A 17,042-nucleotide genomic window follows, 5' to 3' on the forward strand; every position below is an offset into this window, starting at 1 on the left:
TAGACTGTGGTTAGAATTTTATTCCAGCAATCATGGTGCCGAGCCGTGCAATGCTGGGGACGGAAAGCCTTATTTGAAATGGTATTCTGCAATCAGCGGCAATTGATATAACTTACCTTCTGTTTCACCCGTGGTGAAATCAGCTCGCATAGAGAGCTGCTCGGCAGCCAATGTCCGTCGGCAAGCGTGTAGACGTCCTCTAATGCGCGTGGCGACCCATGAAGAACACGAGGCAAACCGTCCCGCAAGCGAGGCTTGCGGCTCCCAGCCATTCGGGGATGACGGTGCTCATGCTGCAGGACACGAGACCCAAAGCCAGGAGGGCGATGCCAAGCCCGGCAATGGGGCAGACAGACAACTTCAACGCATGTTTCATCGTTCGTTCCGGTAACGAGAGGCCAGTAGCGGGAGGGCCATCACGCGCAATCTTGCGCCTTTAGGCGGCGATGGGCTGCGCGGACTTCAAATGGTTGCGGATGGCGAGCTTCAACTCACCGACGCTTGGGAACCGTCTTCCGTCGAGGTCGATGACGTGAAATTTCACGGCGATGAACCGCAGTTCTCCTTCGTCCGAAACAGCAATGCCCACGGGCAATCCGCCGAATTCGATAACCTGTTTTTCCAAGGTTTTTACTCCAGGTCGTTGTCGCTTGAGTTTGTCAGCGCCTGCTTCAGATCTGCCGCGCATTCGAGACATGAAACCGAGACAACAACGCAGATCCGGGAGCGAAGCGACTGTTCCAACAGGCGGCATTTGTGCAGGAAGGAATGTGGTCATCGTTGAACTCGTCATCACCATTGTCTGACCGCGATAATACCTTCAGCACCTGGTCGCCGCGAGGCAAAGAAATCTATCTTTTCTGTAGATTTTAGATGGGTCTTCTCCGACGGATCGATGAAGATTGCCTATCTTTGAAAAGACGGAAAGCTCGCCAAGAGGTCTTCAGTGGTCACGACGCTTCTCATTCCCGGGTTGAACGGTTCGGCACCGAACCATTGGCAAAGGCACTGGGGACGTGAGGAGCCCCGGGCCATGGTCGTCGAACAGGATGACTGGGCATGTCCGGTACTCAGAGATTGGCAGGAAAGGCTCGATGAGGCGCTGTCGAACACCGATGGCGCCTTTCTCGTTGGACACAGCCTGGGTTGCCTCCTTATTGCCAGCTATGCGCACCGTCGCCAGGCCGAGCGCATCAGAGGCGCATTGCTGGTCGCACCGTGTTCGCTGGCAGCGGTGCACAGACTACACCCCTGTACGGTTCGGTTCGGTGACGAGCCGCTGGACCAGCTCCCGTTTCCCAGCCTCGTGATCGGGAGCCTGGATGACCCGTATATGAGCGTCGAGCAATTGGAACGCCATGTCGGCAGCTGGGGAAGCGCGCTGACGACGATCGGGTTCGCCGGACACATCAATATTGCCAGCGGCTTCGGGCAGTGGCCGGAAGGATATGGGTTCTTCGCGAGGATGGTCAAAGATGCAACTTCACGCCCAACCCCGTCTGCAACGACATACGCTCATAGCGTACGTCCACCAGCACAGTTTTCGCGCCCTTCGGAAACTGCGGATCACTAGATATTCATCACGCCGACAGGACTTTGGTTGAAGCCTGGGCTTCGCTCCTGTATCGCTCGGGCCTGTTGAGGTGAGATGGTTTGCCTGCCTGCCACTGTTGGATTTTTTCGATGCTGACAAAGAAGGGGAAGTACGGGCTGAAGGCGCTGGTGCATTTGGCGCAGCTCGAGCCCGGGAAGACCGCCTTCGTCAGCGAAATCGCGCTGCAAAACAATATCTCCAAGAAATTCCTGGACGCGATCCTGCTGGAACTGCGCAAGGGCGGCATCTTGCGTTCAAAAAAGGGGCCGGGTGGCGGCTATGCGCTTTCAAAGCCTGCATCCCAGATTTACATCGGCCATGCCGTGCGCATTCTGGACGGCCCGCTTGCTCCGATCCGTTGCGCCAGCAAAACCGCGTTCGAGGCTTGCGACGATTGTGATTTCCCCGAGGACTGTCAGATCCGCCATTCAATGACGCAAGTGCGCGACGCCATCTCAGCCGTTCTAGATACGATGACGCTGGAGGATATGGTCGCACGCCGTGGGCCGCTGAGCGCACAGAGCGCCGACGGCCGGGAATAGCGACAGCCTCAGTTAAAAGATGCCGCTCGGCGCAGGCATCGTGTCGTTGAGGTGGAAATCGCCAATCGCATGATATTTCCATCGCACCGGATCATGGACCGTATGGGTGCGGGCGTTGCGCCAGTGGCGGTCAAGGTTGAGCTTCTCATCGGTAGACGATGTGCCTGCGAGTTCGAACAGCGCATTCGATGCGTCGATCGCCGCTTCCGTCGTCAGCGCCTTGGCTGAAGCAACGGCCAGCGACGCCTCCGTGGCCGCCTGTTCCGAAGGACTGACCTGAGCAATATCGACCTTGCGTCCGGCCCGTTCCAACATGGCACCGGCCGCCTCGATCTTGACGGCAACTACGCCGGCGCGGGCAATCGTCAGAGGGTCATCGGTTGCCCTGTCTATCCCCAGCTGAAAATGTCCGCGCGAGCGGTTGCGAACGAACTTGATCATATCCGTGAACGCCGCGCGCGCAATGCCGAGGTCCACGGCGGCATGCAGGAGCTGCCCGAGTGAACCGAGCGTCGCCGGCCGTTCGAATACCTGGTCGTGGCGCACGACGGCGTCAGCGGGGACGTAGATATTATCGATCAACACCGTACCACTTGCGGTCGTGCGCTGCCCGAACCCCGACCAATCGTCGATGACGGTCACCCCGTCGGCATCTCGCGGCACCAGAGCCATCACCGTTCGGTCCTGAGGGTCGAGAGCAAAGATCGCAATCCAGTCACAAAAGAGAGCGCCTGTTGCGTAGTATTTTGTGCCGGTGATGCGATAACCGACGCCGTCGGCCACGATCCGTGTCGCGATCTGTCCCGCCTGCCGCGGTCCGGCTTCCGCAAGCGCGTTGGCGAAGTGCTCGCCGGCAAGAGCGCGGCCGAAGAAATAGCGCTTCTGCTCTTGCGTCCCGGCCAGACGTAAGACTTCCAGGATATAGAAATGGTTCTGCGGGATCTGCCCGATCGAGCTGTCGGCTTCCGATAGAAGTGCGACGACTTCGGCCAGAAACGGATTGGAAATGTCGGTGCCGCCGTATTCCGATGGCACGGTAATGCCGAGCAAACCCGACTGCGCCACCTGTTCCATCTCATGATGGGGCAGCACGCGTTCCTGATCGCGCAGGCTGGCACCCTCGGCAAACAGCGCCGCCAGGCGTTTCGCGGACGCTATCGCCTCGTCTTCCGTCGCCAGATAAGCGGCGACAGGCTTGATCCTACCCGTCAATTGGACAACCCGGCTCACAGCTGCATCTCCCAAAGATGCCATTGGGCCACAGCGTAGCCGCCAACATAAGAGACAAAGCTGCGAAAGAAGCCCCGGCTTCGGCAGATTTTTCCAGCCAAACGTTCGACTGGGGTAAAATGCAGTTTGCACCGCGGGTGTGATGGCCCACCGTCGTCTTGCGTCAAATCGCCACCAGAAGGCGGGGAGAGGCATGCACGATGCCTCGTTCGACCGCGGAAATCCGTCACGCAAGCAGCGGCAGCAATTGGCTGCCTTGCCGCTTCAACTCCGTCATGTAGGGAGTGTCGGACAGCACAAAATAGCTGACCCCCAGCGCTTCATACTTGCGCAGGGAACGCGCCACGTCTTCGGCAGAACCGACAAGCCAGGTCGTCGCTGCTCCGCCTCCTCCAAACTTTGCCGGCGCCGTGTAGAGGTTGTCGTCGAGCACATCGCCTTGCCGCGCGAGGTCCAGAAGCCGTTGCTGACCGACGGCCACGCCATGGCGATGGTCCTGCCAGCTTCCGGCAGTACCCTGTGCCATCTTCGCGACCTTTGATTCCGCATCCGCCCAGGCCTGTTCCGTTGTATCGCGAACGAGCGTGGTGATCCTTAGGCCGAATTCCAGCGGAGGAAGATCACGGTCGAGCGCCGTGCTAAGTGATTTTAACCGATCGATCCGCTGCCGCACGCCGTCCAGCGGTTCCCCCCAGAAAAGCTGCACATCGGCTTCTGTCGCGGCGACCCGCTCGGCCGCTTCCGATGCGCCTCCGAAATAGAGTTTGGGATGAAGTCTTTCTCCGCGTACGTCGATCCTCGGTGCAACGGTTGAGCCTGTCACCTCGAAATAATCCCCGGAGAATGTCACATCCTCCTCTGTCCAGAGCCGGCGGGTTACCCGCATGAACTCCTTCGTCCGCGCGTAGCGCTGTGCCTGGTCGCCTTCGTGGTCGCCATAGGCTGCGAGCGCATCGGGACCGGACACGACATTGACGCGCACGCGGCCGCCGCTCAACTGGTCGAGCGTGGCGCAGGACGCCGCAAAGTTCGCGGGCTTCCAATATCCGGGCCGGACCGCGATCAGCGGCTCGAAAGTCTCGGTCCGGGCAATGAGCGCTGTCGCAAGCGTGAACGTGTCTGGCCGGCCCCAGCCTGTACCGATCAGCGCGCCTTTCCAGCCATGGTCTTCCATCGCTTTTGCCTGCGCCGTCAGGGTATCCAGACTGTTGTGATCTGGACCCGCCGCGTCCCCGCGATGGCCAGCTTTCACGTCGTTTGGGATGTACCAGAGGAAGTCGGAGGGATGCGTCATGGTGTTTCCGTGATCTGATTTCGAAGTCTGCCCTCGTCGAGCAGTATTCTGACGGTTTTTGCCGCATTCGTGCGCATTTCGACCGCAGCATGGTCCGAGTAGAAGGCATTGTGCGGTGTGATGACCAATCGCCCGGCGAGCCAGTCTTCCCGGTCGCGCCAGGCCGTCAGCAGGCTGTGGTCCTGCGGCGGCTCGGTTACCAGCGTATCGATGGCGGCGGCTGCCAGATGCCCGCTCCTCAATGCGTGCTCCAGAGCATCGAGATCGTCGATTAATTCACCGCGTGCCGTGTTAACGACAATCGCGCCGGGTTTCAGCTGGGCAAGGCCCTCGGCGCCCAGAAGGCCGCGCGTCTCACCGTTGGCCGGGCAGTGAAGCGTAACGACGTCGGAGCGCGCGAATAGCTCTTCGAGCCGGTCCGTGCGCTCATAGCCCACGGCCTTTTCATGACCGGGCGGCTGGCCCGGATCGTAGCCGAGAATATGGAAGCCGAACGGTTTTAGCCGATTGACGACGGCCGTACCGATGCGGCCGACGCCAACGACACCCACCGTTGCCCTGTTGGAGCGTGAGAGAGGTTTGAGACTGTGAACTTGCCATCCGGACGTGTATCCGCGAGCACGGGCGTCATGCTCGAACAGTCGCCGGTGCAGGGACAGGATCATGGCCAGCGCGTGATCGGCGACTTCTTCGGTGCCGTAGTCGGGATTGTTGGCAAACGGGATGCCGGCCCGGCCAAGGGCTGCGAGATCGATCTTCTCGTAGCCGACGCCGTAACGCACCACGCCCTTGCAGCGGGTGAGGTGCGCAATGCTTGCCGCCCCAAGACGGGCGCCCCATACCATCAGCGCATCGAGCCGTGCCAGCCGATCCGGTGCAAACGATGCCTCATCCGTGCTCGCGAAAAAGTCGATCTCGACATCATCGCCAAGAACTGCCGCTTCAAGGTCGGGCTTGCCGATCATGTGGTCGGTTATGCCGACCACGTAGGTCCTTCCAGTCGTCATTCCTGCTTATCCCTCACGACTAGCGCGTCATTCCCCATTTGGCCACCGTGCGTCGTTCCAGTTGGCGGAACACGACGTTTTCGACCAGAAGACCAAACAGGATGACCGTGATTAACCCTGCAAACACGCGGTCGGTGTAGAGCTCGTTGCGGTTCTGGAAAATGTACCAGCCAAGCCCGCCTCGGCCGGAGGAAGCGCCAAAGACGAGCTCGGCCGCGATCAGCGTCCGCCAGGCGAAGGCCCAGCCTATCTTGAGGCCGGCAATGATCGAGGGCAGGGCTGCCGGAACGAGGATCAAGAACACGTATCGCAGGCCCCGAAGACCATAGTTGCGACCCGTCATGCGCAGGGTCTCCGGCACGCTCGTAAACCCGGTATACATGTTGAGGGAGAGTGGCCAGAGCACCGAATGGATCAGCACGAAGACAAGGCTTCCCTGACCCAGACCAAACCAAAGCAGCGCCAGGGGGAGAAGCGCGATCGGCGGCAAAGGGTTCAGCATTGACGTTAGCGTCGAGAGGAAGTCGCGTCCGATCTGGGTCGAGACCGCAAGCGTGGTCAGAAGGAATGCTAGCACCACACCTGTGAAATAGCCCTTGAACAAGACGTCAAGCGAATACATCGCCCGAACGGGAAGAACCCCGCTGGCGATATCTTCGACAAAGGCCCGTATCGTCTGGGTAAACGACGGCAAGAGCAGGTCATTCCCCTGGATCGTCGCGACAACCTGCCAGAGCAGCGCCAGGGCGACCAGAATGACCGACTTGCGCAGCCAAGCACGCTGCCAGAGCCTCTGGTGGAGAGGAAGCACCGTGTCGACACTGTCCGCGGCAAGCGGCTCAAGGGGTCGTTCATATTCAGGCCGCACGGGCGGCGAGGGGCGAGCTGCGGGTGCGGCTCTGACGCTTGAAGTCTCGGTCATGTCCGGATTTCCCCTGCGGTTTCCGGCTGATCGAACAGAAGGCCGTGGATGCGGTTTGTGGCTGCCTGGAATTCGGGGCTTCCGCCACTGTTCAGATCCCATTCGTGGCTGTTGATTTCTGCCCGCATCCGGCCGGGATGCGGAGACAGGAGCGCAATCCGGTTTCCGACAACTAGCGCCTCTTCAATGGAATGCGTCACGAAGAGAAGAGTGAACCGCACCTCTTCCCACAGATGCAACAATTCTTCCTGCATCTTGCGCCGTGTAAGGGCGTCGAGGGCTGCAAACGGTTCGTCCATCAGTAGGACCCGTGGCTCCATGGCGAGCGCCCGCGCAATTGCCACACGCTGTTTCATGCCGCCAGACAGCGTATTAGGATAGGCGTCGGCGAACCGGCTCAGCCCGACCTTGTCCAGATAATAGTCCGCCCGCTCCGCAGCCTGCTTGCGGCTCATCCGACCGGAGACCCGTACAGGAAATGCGACATTCTCCCGAACTGTCTTCCAGGGCGGCAATTGGTCGAATTCCTGGAAGACGACAACGCGGTCAGGCCCCGGGCCGTGCACCGGATGTCCATCCAGCAGGATTCGTCCTTCGCGCGGGGCAATGAAGCCGCCGACGGCTTTCAAGAGCGTGGACTTGCCACAACCTGAAGCGCCGAGAAGAACAAACCGATCCGCTTCCCAAACATCAAAACTGACATTCTGCGTTGCGCGCACCACGCGCCCAGGCGCGCGATATTCCAACGTGACGTTCTCGACAGAAAGAAGCGGCGAGGAAAGCGTCACGCCATCCATTCCGATCGTCTTTTCATCCGCGCTGGCTTGCGGTTCAAACGCAGATATGCCGTCCAAATTCTATTCCACTTGTCTTTCAGCAAAAATGGCGGATCGTTTCCAACCCGTCATTTTCAGCAGGGGCTGGGTGTGTCGGCCGGTTCAGCTGCCGTCTTCGCCATGGGCTTCAGGGAAGAAATAATCCTTCCAGGACTTGGCCTCGGTCTTCAGGACCCCGAGTTTCTGGAGCTGCGACGCGTAGACGAAGGTGTTCTGCGGCGTGATCGTGAAGTCGTTCTCGGGATCGTTGATGATATCGAGGATGAGTTTTGGCGACAGTTTCGAACTCTGTTGCCTGATAAACGCCTCGGCTGCCCCGGCCTTGTTCGCGTCGATCCACTCCGCCGCTTCACGCAAAGCCGCGTAGAATGCGGCATAAGTCTTCGGATTTTGATCGTGATAGGCTGTCGTTGTGTACAGCACGTTGAATGTCGCAGGCCCGCCCAGGATATCGTAGGAGCTGATGACTTTGTGCACAGCCGGATTTCCCTGAAGCGCCTGATAGTAAAAGGGCGCGGACGAGAAATGCGAGTTGATTTCCGTTCCGCCGGCGATCAGCGCCGCGGTAGCATCCGGATGTGGAAGGCTCACGGAAATGTCGTCGAACTTCTTGAAGTCCGCCGTACCAAAAATCTTGGCTGTCTCGATCTGCAGGGTACGCGACTGAAATCCTACGCCCGCAGCCGGAACGGCGATCCGGTCTGTCGGTCCGAAATCCTTGAGCTGACGGACATTCGGATTGGTGGTCAGCAAGTAATTCGGCAGCGAGCCAAGAGCTGCCACCAGCTTGACGTTCTGGCGGTCACGGGTGCGATCCCACAGGGTCAGTGCGGGTGGCACGCCAGCCGACACGATGTCGAGATTGTTGGCAAGCAGCGCTTCATTCATTGCCGTGGCACCGGAAATGCTCGCCCATTCGACTTCGACGTCGAAGCCTGCTCCCTTGGCATGCTTCTCAATCAGCTTTCGATCCTTGACCACGTCGAGGATGAGATAGGAGATGCCGAACTGCTGCGCTATCCGGATTTTGCCCTCGGCAGCAGCAGGCCCTGCCGAAAGCGCGCCGAGAATACCGACGGCAGCCAGGCCTAGTTTGTAGCGCCTCAACCTGGAGGAGAACGTCGAAAGGTGAGAAGATGCCATTGCACGAAATCCGCTGCATATGAGTAAATCGGAAGTCCGAGCGCCCTTTCAGGCACGCGACGGGGCGCGCTGTCCGCATCACCGGAGGCTAAGCCTACGCAGCAGTCTCGTATCCATCAATGTCGCCGGCTTCTAATCTGAAGGCCGAAATGAGAGCAGATTGTCGCAGAATAAGAGCGCATCGGAATAAATGTCTTCGCGTCGGCAGCTCAGACGGAGTTGGCTCTCGACGGATGCAATTGGCTCCGCCCAAGCTTGCTCCTAAATACGGGTATCTCTCGACTGACACGCTCAGATCCTTCGCACGACCTGTTGCCCATGAACCGGCAGGCTTCCACAATTCGGAGGATGGGTTCAAATGAGGACCGCAGTCGATCTGAACACAATCGCCGTAAATAACACACTTTGCAAAATCGCAGGAGTTGAGAGGTTTAGTTTGAGAAGCGCACCGGTGTTGCTGGATCAGATCTGTTTCAGGGACCAGAGGCTTAGCCGACTTGATGCTCTAAGTATCTGGCAGCAGTCTTTACGACAGCGAAGCAAAGTTTTACCAATCGGTTGACCGCGGCGCCCTGTCGTCCCGGCAAAGGGGTGACGATGGCTGGAAAAGCGTTATTCGGTTTCGGCCTGCTGCTGATCGTTGCAGGTCTGATCTGGGCGGCCCAGGGAAGCGGCTATTTTCCCTATCCGGCCGCGAGCTTTATGATCGACCAACGACCCTGGATATCCCGCGGGGCGATCACGGCAGCGTGTGGCTTGGCCCTGCTTTTGTGGTCGCGACGGATTTGAAAACCCAGGGCAATAAAGGCTTGCCTTGGCAATGCCGACAGGATTTCCAGTCGTTCGACAAGCGTCCATGGTAGCGGTCATGTCCAAACCTTTGCAGCGGGATGGCTGATGCGCATCTTTCTTGTTCGCCACGGCGAATCCCTCGGCAATCTCGGCGAACGGGCTTACAGCCAGTTTGGCGATCACAACGTACCGCTGACGCAGTGGGGACATCGCCAGGCCGCCGAAGCCGGGGCTGTGATCGCGGCCTATATGTCCGGCCTGACCGGGCGGGGCGCGCAGAAGCTGCGCGTATGGTACTCACCGTTCCTGCGGACACGGCAAAGCAAGGACGCGCTTCTTGAAGCCTTGCCTGTCGAACGCATCGGCAATGTGCGCGAAGACTATCTGTTGCGGGAGCAGGATTTCGGCCTCTTCACTGAAATCTATGACCACGCCGAGCGGAGGCAAAAGTTTCCCGACGAATTCGAGAAGTGGGCGAGACTGCGCAGCAACAACGGCAAATTCTACGCCCGGCCACCGGATGGTGAAAGCCGCGCCGATGTTGCGCAGCGCATGCGGTTATTCCTGCAGACGATCATGCACGAGGCCCGACACGGCCACGACAACGTGGTGATCGTTGGCCACGGTGTCACCAACCGTGCCTTCGAGATGAATTTTCTGCAGCATCCTGTCGACTGGTTCGAACGTTCGGACAATCCAGGGAATGCTGACATCACTCTGATCGAGGGAACGCGCGAAATGGGATACACCTCGACGCTGTTGCATCAGGCGACCGACCGTCAGCGTGGTCAGAACGATCTGCGCCAGGCGTATGGCGCAGAGTTAACGATAAGGTCAGAGCCGGAGGTCTGAATGCGCGACACCCGCAGTGGATACCGCGGTCCAAAATTTGTTTAGCTTGTAGGTCGGCGGCGGCACGATCGATTAATATAAAGGCCAGCGCGCCGGAGGCGTTGCGAGATTGGCGCTCTTTGTTACCGGCCGGCGATGCGAGCTGCAGGTAGGACGAGATGTCGTTGATAGGATGGACTAACAGCCAAGAAAATTCACGCAACGGCCGTTCGAGTTGTTGCGGATCAGGTGTCGATACTCGCCGACGATAAGTCCAATGTCGATCATCAGCGGCTCTTTTCTGCCCTGAGAAGCCGGTTCAACAAGCGTTCAAAACGCTCGTCTGTTTCCGTCGCGCGATTGTGCTGGAGTGCTTGCGTAGCACGACGTACCATCTCGCTTTTGGCGACCTTCACGAATTGGTCTATTTCAATGGTCAACATAGGATCGTCCTTACCAATTGACCATAACCGCCAACCCTCCAAAACGTTCTCCGATTCATTGGATATGGCTGGAGCCGCCGTGCGTCAACGGACAGTCAAAGTGGCGACCTTTTTTGCAGCGATGTCACTACATCGATCGACGAGAAACCGGCGGACGTGTCAGACCGAGATGATCGCGGAGCGTCGAGCCGGTGTATTCTGTGCGGAACAGGCCGCGTTCCTGCAGGATCGGCACGACGAGATCGTTGAAATCTTCCAGTCCTTCCGGGAAGAACGGCGGCATGATGTTAAAACCGTCGGCGGCGCGGCCGTCGAACCATTCCTGCATGCGGTCGGCAACCTCCTCGGGCGTGCCGAGCACGATATGGTGGCCGCGGCCGGCGGCCACGCGAAGGGCCAGCTGGCGGATCGTCAGGTTCTCGCGGCGAGCAAGCGCAGTGAGCAGCTCGGCCCGGCTGCGCAACTGATCTGAAATCGGCAGATCCGGCAGCGGACCGTCCGGATCGTAGTCTCCAAGGCTGTGGCCAATGCGCTCTTCCAGTAGCGGCATGGCGCTCTTCAGCTCCGTCCACTGGTCGAGTTCGGCCAGCTTTTCGGCTGCTTCCTTCGATGTGCGGCCGATCACCGGCAAAAAACCCGGCATGACGGCAACGTCATCGGCTGCGCGGCCGGCTTTTTCGACACGGCCTTTCAGGCTCTTGTAGAAAGCCTGTGCCTCGGCAAGGCTCTGTTGGGCCGTGAAGACCACATCTGCCCTGCGGGCGGCAAGATCCTGACCGGGGCCGGAAGAGCCCGCCTGGATGAGGATCGGGTGACCCTGAGGCGAACGCGGGATGTTGAGCGGGCCTTTGACAGAGTAGTATTTGCCCTTGTGATCGAGCAGATGAAGCTTGGAGGGGTCGGCATAGACACCGTTGTCCTTGTCTTTGACGAATGCATCGTCTTCCCAGCTGTCCCACAGGCCGCGAACCACATCGACGAATTCCTCGGCGACGGCATAACGCTCGTCGTGTTCGGGATGGGACTTGGAAAAGTTGTTGGCCGTTCGGGCATAGGATGTGGTGACGATGTTCCACGCGGCGCGGCCATGGCTCAGGTGGTCGATCGAGGAAAACGCCCGCGCCGTGTGATAGGGCTCGCCATAGGTGGTCGACGACGTGGCCGCGAGTCCGATCTTGTCTGTCACCAGTGCTAGGGCCGCAAGCAGTGTCAGCGGCTCGAACCGGGCGATCGTAGATGGGTGCGCGTCGACGCCGCTGGTAAGGCCATCGGCCAGAAACACCATGTCGAACTTCGCCTGTTCGGCCATCTGGGTAACGCGGCGCAGAAGATCGAAATTCTCACTGCCGGCTTCGGCATTCGGGTGACGCCATCCGGAAACGTGGTGGCCGGCGCCCTGCAGAAACAGGCCGAGATGGATTTGTCTCTTGGCACTCATTCGAAAATTCTTTCGTTAGACTGGGTTCTGGTTGAGCAGGGAAAGGAGCCGGGTAAGGTCGGCCTCGCTTCTCATGCTGCGGACAAGGTCGGGAATGTCGGCGAAAGCCGGGTTGGCCGCCGTCGCGTCACGGAACTTTTCACTCGGATCGGTCACGCCCGGCAGGCCGTCGAACCGGCGGCGGATCGCACTGCCGCCTTCAAGCGTGACATCGAGAACGACAAAGCGGGTGGCCGGATCGCTCGACATGCGCGGCGCCGTCTCATCATGGCGGCGGCTCGCGCGGCTGGCGAGCGCCATGATCCGGTCTTCGACAGGGCGGTCGTCGAAATGATCAAGCCGCAGCGCGCCATCGATCAAGGCAGCGGAAAAGACGTATTCCGGGCTGAACCGGGCTTCGATGCCGTTGGTAGGCTTCGTCACCACCAGCGCGGCATCTGCTCCGGGCGGATAGGTGAAGGTGATGCTTTCGATCCGCTCGGCGCCGAGGCCCTCCTTGTGCAGGTCGATACCCAGCGAGGCGACCGGGTGACTGGCGGTGCAGCAGGGATAGGCTTTAAGTGTCAGGCCGGGCGTTACGATCTGCCACGGCGACCCCCAGTTCTCGGTGACAAGTTCCGGTCGTTCGGCGCCGAATGCATAAGCCGAATAAAAGCCGACGGAATTGTCGAGAAAATCAGGCGCGCCGCTGAACCCTGCTGCGGCAAGCCGTGCCGCCAGCAGGCCGGATCGGGCTGCCATGCCGGCATGGTAGGGTTTCGTGTCGTAGCCGAATTGCAATCGCAGTCCTGATGACTGTGTGGCGGCAATGCCAAGCGCGACCGCTGTTTCTTCCACCGAGGCTTCGGTCAAATGGCAGATGGCGGCAGCGATGCCGATCGGCCCAAGCGTTGCCGTCGCGTGAAAGCCGTTTTCATAGTGCTTGGAACCGAGCGAGAGGCCAAGCCGCGCCATCGCCTCCAGCCCGACCACGTAAGCCGCGATCAGCGCCTCGGCCGAGAACCGACGCTGGGCGGAAAGCGATAGCAGCGCTGGAATGATCACGGTGGTGGGGTGCCCACGCACGCTCGCATGAACGTCGTCGTAATCAAGCACATGCCCGGCATAACCATTGACGATGGCGGCCACCAGCGGATCGGTCTTCCTGTCGCTTCCAACGAGGATCGCGTCACCCGGCAGGCTTGCGCCGACGGCATTGGCGAGAACGCCGGTCGTGCGGTCGGCTGCACCCGCAATCGTGCAGGCGAGAAAGTCGATGAGCGCGGTGCGTGCCGCATCCATCGCGGCCGTGTCGCGGCGCGGGTCAGAGCGGAGGATCGCGTTGGCGAATGCGGTGGTGAGGGGTGCCTTTGCCATGATCAGATGACCTCGTTGTCGCGAACGGAGCCGCGTCCGCCCGACAGGCCGCCGACGAACTGGCGGATGCGCGGGTTATCAGATGCGTGGAAGATTTCCTGCGGCGAGCCTTGAGCGACGATACGGCCGTTTTCGGTAAACACCACCGTGTCGCTGATTTCTTCGGCAAAGCGCATTTCGTGGGTGACGAGAATGCTGGTCATGCCGTCGCGGATGAGGTCGCGGATCACCCACAAAACCTCGCCCACGGTTTCCGGGTCGAGTGCCGAGGTGACCTCATCGAACAACACGAGTTCCGGCTTCATGGCAAGCGCACGGGCGATCGCCACACGCTGCTGCTGGCCGCCGGAAAGCTGTCCGGGAAAGGCATCCGCTTTCTCCGATAGCCGCACCTTTTCAAGAAGCTCGCGGGCGAGCTTCACCGTGGCAGTCCTGTCGGCGCCGAGAATGCGGGTTGGCGCCAGCACGATATTGTCGAGTACGCTCAGGTGCGGAAACAGATTGTATTGCTGGAACACGATGCCGACGCGCTTGCGCAGCTCAATGCGTTCGCTTTCCTTTGTCAACTGATCGACGCGGGTTCCGGCGACAGTGATCTTGCCGCTCTGCGGCGTGACCAGCGCGTTGATGCAGCGAAGGATGGTCGATTTGCCCGACCCGGAGGGGCCGATGATAGAAACGGCATCACCCTTGTTGATGGTGAGGTCGATACCCTTCAGCACTTCGGTCTGCCCGAACGACAGGTGAACGTCTTCCAGTTTCACGATCGCGGTGTCTGATGATGCAGTCATGTCAAAAATCCTTCAGCCCGCGTTGAAGCGCTGTTCGAGGCGACGGGTCAGGCGGGCAATCGGGTAGCAGAGTGTGAAAAAGGCGGCCATCACAACGACATAGGCAATGATGGTGAAATCGAGCCGGCGCACGGCGGTGCTGGCATCGGTCGCGGCATGCATCAGTTCATGCACACCCACCAGCGAGGCAAGCGAAGTACCCATCGCGATCGAGGAGGCAACATTCATCCATGGCGGCAGGGACCGGCGCACACATTGCGGCAGAATGACGAAGCGCAGCGCCTGCAGGCGCGAAAAACCCAGGCCCTTGGTGGCTTCCCACTGGGTGGTCGGGATGGACAGCACGGCACCGCGGGTGATTTCGGCGATATAGGCGCTCGCGAGAATGGCAAGGCCGATCACCGCCTTCACCCAATCCGGAAACGGCAGGTAGTTGCCGAACAGCACGATCTCGAACGGGAAGATGTAGGTCGTGGCAAAAATCAGCACGAGAGCGGGCGCATTGCGGAATATCTGGACATAGATCTGCGCCGGCAAGCGGATGAACCAGTAGGGCGCCATCTGCATCAGACCGAGAAGAACCCCGGCCGTGGTGCCAAGCGTGACCGCGCAGACGGTGATGAGGATGTTCATCGAAAAGCCCGACGCGAGATAGGGGATCCAAGCCACCAGTTCGCGACCGAGCGACAGGTCGAGCAGCGACCAGACCACGACCAGCAGCGGCATAGCCACAAAACCGACGTAACGCAGAACATGGCTGCTCGCGGCTGTGGCTTTTGGTTCCTTGGGTTCCTGAGTTTCTGTCATGCTCATAGACCGAACCCCGATATGGCAAGCCTGCGCTCAACCCATTGACCGATGCGGGCGATCACAAAATTGATTAGGCTGAAGAAGGCGAGAAGCACGATCATCATCTCCACCACATTGTCACGCTGCGTCCACACCATGATCGAGGCATAGGTGATTTCGCTGACCGCAATCGCATTGCCGACCGTGGTCGATTTGACGAGGCTGATCAGGCCGTTGACAATGGCTGGCAGAGAGGACCGCAATGCGAGCGGGATCTGCACGTAGCGCAGGATCTCGAGCTGGCTGAACCCCGTGCCGCGCGCCGCTTCGATCATTGACGAAGGCACGGCCTCGATACCGCCGCGGATCGCCTCGGCATGCAGTGCCGCGACATGCAGGCCGACCACAGCTACGACCCAGAAGAACGGCGAGAGCGGATTGTTCTGCGCGCCGCCCAGCATGTTGGAAACGCCCGTATTGAGAACCAGGAAGCTGAACATCAGCTGCACCAGCGTCGGGGTGTTGCGGGTGAGTTCTACGAAGGCTCTGACTGGCGCAGACAGAAAGAGCCTGCCCGAGGTGAGGCAGGCCGCAAAAATGAGGCCGAAGATCAGGCTGACAGGGATGGTGATAGCGATGAGATAGAGCGTGGTGATGAAACCGTCACGCCAGATCTGCTCCTCGTAACCCGTCGCCAGAAACTCGTAATTGAGGCCAAGCTTGCCCGTCAGATCGACGAACAGGCTGGTCAGGTTCACGTCCTGCATGTCATTTAACGCCGCTTCACGCTTACTGCGCGGACAGCTTCTTCTTTTCTTCTTCGAGATAAGCGGTGTTGAGCAGGCGGTTGGCCTTCGCAAGCTCGAGCATCTTGCCGGACGCATGAAGCTTCTTCACGGTTCCGTCGAGGGCTGCCTGCGTATCGGTCTCGCCCTTGCGCAGCCAGATCACGCTATCTGACGGGATGAGCTCGGACGGGAAGGGGATGGCGTAATCCTTCCATTCGTCCGCGCGGTCCTGCAGAAGCAGACCGACGGTCGCGCCGACATGGACGGCAGCCACGCAATTGCCGCCCTGAAGGGCCAGAAGCGATTCCGGCTGGCTTGGCAGACCTTTGACGATTGCGCCATACTCTTCGGCAAGCGGCTGTGCGTAGTTCGAGCCTTGCGAAATGCAGACTGGCTTGCCCTTGAGATCGCCCCAATCCTTGAGACCGCTGTCTTTCCGCACCACGGCGGCACCGCCAGCACGATCATACGGCGTTGGAACATAGTCCATCACCTTGGCGCGTTCTTCGGTGTACTGCATGTTAGCGATCAGGATATCGACCTTGCCCTGCTGCAGGAACTGCACGCGGTTGGGCGGTGTGACGGTCACGGATTCCAGTTCGACGCCGAGGTCTGCCGCCAGTGCCTTGGCAATGTCGATATTAAAACCCGTCTGCTCCTGGGTTTTCGGGTCGATAGCACCGAACGGAGCACCGGAAAGAATCACGCCGACAGTCAGCTTGCCGCGACCCTTGATGCGGTCGAGCGTCGAATCGGCCGACGCCCCCGTCGCAGCCAGCGTTGCAACGGCTAGGGCAGTTGCGAAAACGGTATTGGTAATAGTTTTGACTAACATCAAGTGGTTCCTAGTTTGGACGTGAAACTAGGCTCGCCGCGAAAAACTCACGAGCAAGGACATACCTAATTCCAGGTCCTTACCAGAGCGGCATTCCAATTAGGGCGTAATAATGAGAATGGTTTACTAGTGGTGCCTCCAGACGGTCTCTTCGCCCGTCCAGGAGCTGCTCCGCGAGAGCCAAATCCACCAGCTCGAAGTGGTTCGGCGGGGGTCGTGAGCTCGACGATGAACGTGCCCGATTCCTCGCGGCGTTCCATAAATTTGCTTTCGGCGCACGAGTACTCGGCGGCTTATGAATCATAGGCTTAGCCAATCACCTGAGAATCAGCGGTTCGATTCCGTTCAAGAGCTTAGCTAAACACAATTGGTTTGCAGTCGCCCCGAAGCAGTCATCCAGTACCGCCCCTT

General features: G+C 59.6%; 19 protein-coding genes. 4 read left to right on the plus strand and 15 right to left on the minus strand.

The annotated features are described in order from the left end of the window. Positions 1–199: 199 nt before the first annotated feature. Together ASF70_RS24125 and ASF70_RS23070 are read right to left on the minus strand one after the other, a co-directional pair. The gene (locus tag ASF70_RS24125; RefSeq protein WP_156461925.1) at positions 200–376 is read right to left on the minus strand and encodes a hypothetical protein; all 177 of its coding nucleotides are present in this window, start codon (positions 374–376) and stop codon (positions 200–202) included. Between the two features lie 60 nt (positions 377–436). Beyond that, positions 437–625 carry a hypothetical protein gene (locus ASF70_RS23070; RefSeq protein ID WP_062583277.1) on the minus strand — a complete coding sequence of 63 codons (189 nt, stop codon included), beginning with the start codon at positions 623–625 and terminating at the stop codon, positions 437–439. A gap of 321 nt (positions 626–946) precedes the next feature. On the opposite strand from ASF70_RS23070, the gene ASF70_RS23075 reads away from it, so the two are divergent. Further along, a complete protein-coding gene (locus ASF70_RS23075) occupies positions 947–1,573 on the plus strand; it encodes an alpha/beta fold hydrolase (RefSeq protein WP_082472055.1) in 627 nt (208 codons plus the stop codon). A 110-nt stretch (positions 1,574–1,683) separates the two neighbouring features. Next, positions 1,684–2,136: an Rrf2 family transcriptional regulator gene (locus tag ASF70_RS23080; RefSeq protein WP_062583278.1), complete on the plus strand. Its 453-nt coding sequence runs from the start codon at positions 1,684–1,686 to the stop codon at positions 2,134–2,136. Positions 2,137–2,148: 12 nt separating this feature from the next. Here ASF70_RS23080 and ASF70_RS23085 read toward each other — a convergent pair whose 3' ends face one another. From ASF70_RS23085 to ASF70_RS23110, 6 genes are all read right to left on the minus strand, one after another. Beyond that, on the minus strand, positions 2,149–3,366 hold the full coding sequence (locus ASF70_RS23085; RefSeq protein WP_062583280.1) for an SfnB family sulfur acquisition oxidoreductase: 1,218 nt from the start codon (positions 3,364–3,366) through the stop codon (positions 2,149–2,151). A gap of 226 nt (positions 3,367–3,592) precedes the next feature. Next, complete coding sequence (locus tag ASF70_RS23090) at positions 3,593–4,660, minus strand: LLM class flavin-dependent oxidoreductase (protein ID WP_062583283.1); 1,068 nt, start codon at positions 4,658–4,660, stop codon at positions 3,593–3,595. Continuing rightward, entirely contained in the window at positions 4,657–5,667 is a 1,011-nt protein-coding gene (locus tag ASF70_RS23095) for a C-terminal binding protein (protein ID WP_062583284.1), read from the minus strand. The genes ASF70_RS23090 and ASF70_RS23095 overlap by 4 nt, the downstream gene beginning before the upstream one ends. A 19-nt stretch (positions 5,668–5,686) precedes the next feature. Continuing rightward, the gene (locus ASF70_RS23100) at positions 5,687–6,589 is read right to left on the minus strand and encodes an ABC transporter permease (RefSeq protein WP_062583286.1); all 903 of its coding nucleotides are present in this window, start codon (positions 6,587–6,589) and stop codon (positions 5,687–5,689) included. Beyond that, on the minus strand, positions 6,586–7,386 hold the full coding sequence (locus ASF70_RS23105) for an ABC transporter ATP-binding protein (RefSeq protein WP_062583358.1): 801 nt from the start codon (positions 7,384–7,386) through the stop codon (positions 6,586–6,588). Before ASF70_RS23105 ends, ASF70_RS23100 begins: the two co-directional genes overlap by 4 nt. Before the next feature lie 141 nt (positions 7,387–7,527). Further along, positions 7,528–8,568 carry an ABC transporter substrate-binding protein gene (locus ASF70_RS23110; protein WP_062583288.1) on the minus strand — a complete coding sequence of 347 codons (1,041 nt, stop codon included), beginning with the start codon at positions 8,566–8,568 and terminating at the stop codon, positions 7,528–7,530. Positions 8,569–9,165: 597 nt separating this feature from the next. Between ASF70_RS23110 and ASF70_RS24700 the strand changes: the two genes are divergently transcribed. After that, positions 9,166–9,357 (plus strand): hypothetical protein, encoded by a 192-nt coding sequence (locus tag ASF70_RS24700; RefSeq protein WP_062583290.1) that lies wholly within the window; start codon positions 9,166–9,168, stop codon positions 9,355–9,357. Positions 9,358–9,465: 108 nt separating this feature from the next. Further along, positions 9,466–10,212: a phosphoglycerate mutase family protein gene (locus ASF70_RS23120; protein ID WP_062583292.1), complete on the plus strand. Its 747-nt coding sequence runs from the start codon at positions 9,466–9,468 to the stop codon at positions 10,210–10,212. Between the two features lie 266 nt (positions 10,213–10,478). Here the strand turns inward: ASF70_RS23120 and ASF70_RS23125 are convergent, their stop codons facing one another. The 7 genes from ASF70_RS23125 to ASF70_RS23155 form a co-directional block, all read right to left on the minus strand. After that, the gene (locus tag ASF70_RS23125) at positions 10,479–10,634 is read right to left on the minus strand and encodes a hypothetical protein (protein ID WP_156461926.1); all 156 of its coding nucleotides are present in this window, start codon (positions 10,632–10,634) and stop codon (positions 10,479–10,481) included. A gap of 127 nt (positions 10,635–10,761) precedes the next feature. Next, entirely contained in the window at positions 10,762–12,072 is a 1,311-nt protein-coding gene (locus ASF70_RS23130) for an LLM class flavin-dependent oxidoreductase (protein ID WP_062583296.1), read from the minus strand. Positions 12,073–12,087: 15 nt separating this feature from the next. Continuing rightward, the gene (locus tag ASF70_RS23135) at positions 12,088–13,428 is read right to left on the minus strand and encodes an MmgE/PrpD family protein (RefSeq protein WP_062583298.1); all 1,341 of its coding nucleotides are present in this window, start codon (positions 13,426–13,428) and stop codon (positions 12,088–12,090) included. Between the two features lie 2 nt (positions 13,429–13,430). Next, complete coding sequence (locus tag ASF70_RS23140) at positions 13,431–14,219, minus strand: amino acid ABC transporter ATP-binding protein (protein WP_062583300.1); 789 nt, start codon at positions 14,217–14,219, stop codon at positions 13,431–13,433. Between the two features lie 12 nt (positions 14,220–14,231). Beyond that, positions 14,232–14,945 (minus strand): amino acid ABC transporter permease, encoded by a 714-nt coding sequence (locus ASF70_RS23145; RefSeq protein WP_244474123.1) that lies wholly within the window; start codon positions 14,943–14,945, stop codon positions 14,232–14,234. A gap of 83 nt (positions 14,946–15,028) precedes the next feature. Further along, entirely contained in the window at positions 15,029–15,775 is a 747-nt protein-coding gene (locus ASF70_RS23150) for an amino acid ABC transporter permease (RefSeq protein ID WP_062583302.1), read from the minus strand. A 22-nt stretch (positions 15,776–15,797) separates the two neighbouring features. Next, the gene (locus ASF70_RS23155) at positions 15,798–16,631 is read right to left on the minus strand and encodes a transporter substrate-binding domain-containing protein (RefSeq protein ID WP_062583304.1); all 834 of its coding nucleotides are present in this window, start codon (positions 16,629–16,631) and stop codon (positions 15,798–15,800) included. Between the last annotated feature and the right edge of the window lie 411 nt (positions 16,632–17,042).

Origin of the sequence: Rhizobium sp. Leaf321 (assembly GCF_001423215.1) — a bacterium.
In the GTDB taxonomy this organism is placed as follows: domain Bacteria; phylum Pseudomonadota; class Alphaproteobacteria; order Rhizobiales; family Rhizobiaceae; genus Neorhizobium; species Neorhizobium soli.

Excerpts from the sequence above, each read along its gene's own strand:
- ASF70_RS24125 (WP_156461925.1), bottom strand. The coding sequence starts at position 376 with ATGAAACATGCGTTGAAGTTGTCTGTCTGCCCCATTGCCGGGCTTGGC.
- ASF70_RS23080 (WP_062583278.1), top strand. The coding sequence starts at position 1,684 with ATGCTGACAAAGAAGGGGAAGTACGGGCTGAAGGCGCTGGTGCATTTG.
- ASF70_RS23090 (WP_062583283.1), bottom strand. The coding sequence starts at position 4,660 with ATGACGCATCCCTCCGACTTCCTCTGGTACATCCCAAACGACGTGAAA.
- ASF70_RS23095 (WP_062583284.1), bottom strand. The coding sequence starts at position 5,667 with ATGACGACTGGAAGGACCTACGTGGTCGGCATAACCGACCACATGATC.
- ASF70_RS23100 (WP_062583286.1), bottom strand. The coding sequence starts at position 6,589 with ATGACCGAGACTTCAAGCGTCAGAGCCGCACCCGCAGCTCGCCCCTCG.
- ASF70_RS23105 (WP_062583358.1), bottom strand. The coding sequence starts at position 7,386 with ATGGATGGCGTGACGCTTTCCTCGCCGCTTCTTTCTGTCGAGAACGTC.
- ASF70_RS23110 (WP_062583288.1), bottom strand. The coding sequence starts at position 8,568 with ATGGCATCTTCTCACCTTTCGACGTTCTCCTCCAGGTTGAGGCGCTAC.
- ASF70_RS24700 (WP_062583290.1), top strand. The coding sequence starts at position 9,166 with ATGGCTGGAAAAGCGTTATTCGGTTTCGGCCTGCTGCTGATCGTTGCA.
- ASF70_RS23120 (WP_062583292.1), top strand. The coding sequence starts at position 9,466 with ATGCGCATCTTTCTTGTTCGCCACGGCGAATCCCTCGGCAATCTCGGC.
- ASF70_RS23125 (WP_156461926.1), bottom strand. The coding sequence starts at position 10,634 with ATGTTGACCATTGAAATAGACCAATTCGTGAAGGTCGCCAAAAGCGAG.
- ASF70_RS23130 (WP_062583296.1), bottom strand. The coding sequence starts at position 12,072 with ATGAGTGCCAAGAGACAAATCCATCTCGGCCTGTTTCTGCAGGGCGCC.
- ASF70_RS23135 (WP_062583298.1), bottom strand. The coding sequence starts at position 13,428 with ATGGCAAAGGCACCCCTCACCACCGCATTCGCCAACGCGATCCTCCGC.
- ASF70_RS23140 (WP_062583300.1), bottom strand. The coding sequence starts at position 14,219 with ATGACTGCATCATCAGACACCGCGATCGTGAAACTGGAAGACGTTCAC.
- ASF70_RS23145 (WP_244474123.1), bottom strand. The coding sequence starts at position 14,945 with ATGCCGCTGCTGGTCGTGGTCTGGTCGCTGCTCGACCTGTCGCTCGGT.
- ASF70_RS23150 (WP_062583302.1), bottom strand. The coding sequence starts at position 15,775 with ATGCAGGACGTGAACCTGACCAGCCTGTTCGTCGATCTGACGGGCAAG.
- ASF70_RS23155 (WP_062583304.1), bottom strand. The coding sequence starts at position 16,631 with ATGTTAGTCAAAACTATTACCAATACCGTTTTCGCAACTGCCCTAGCC.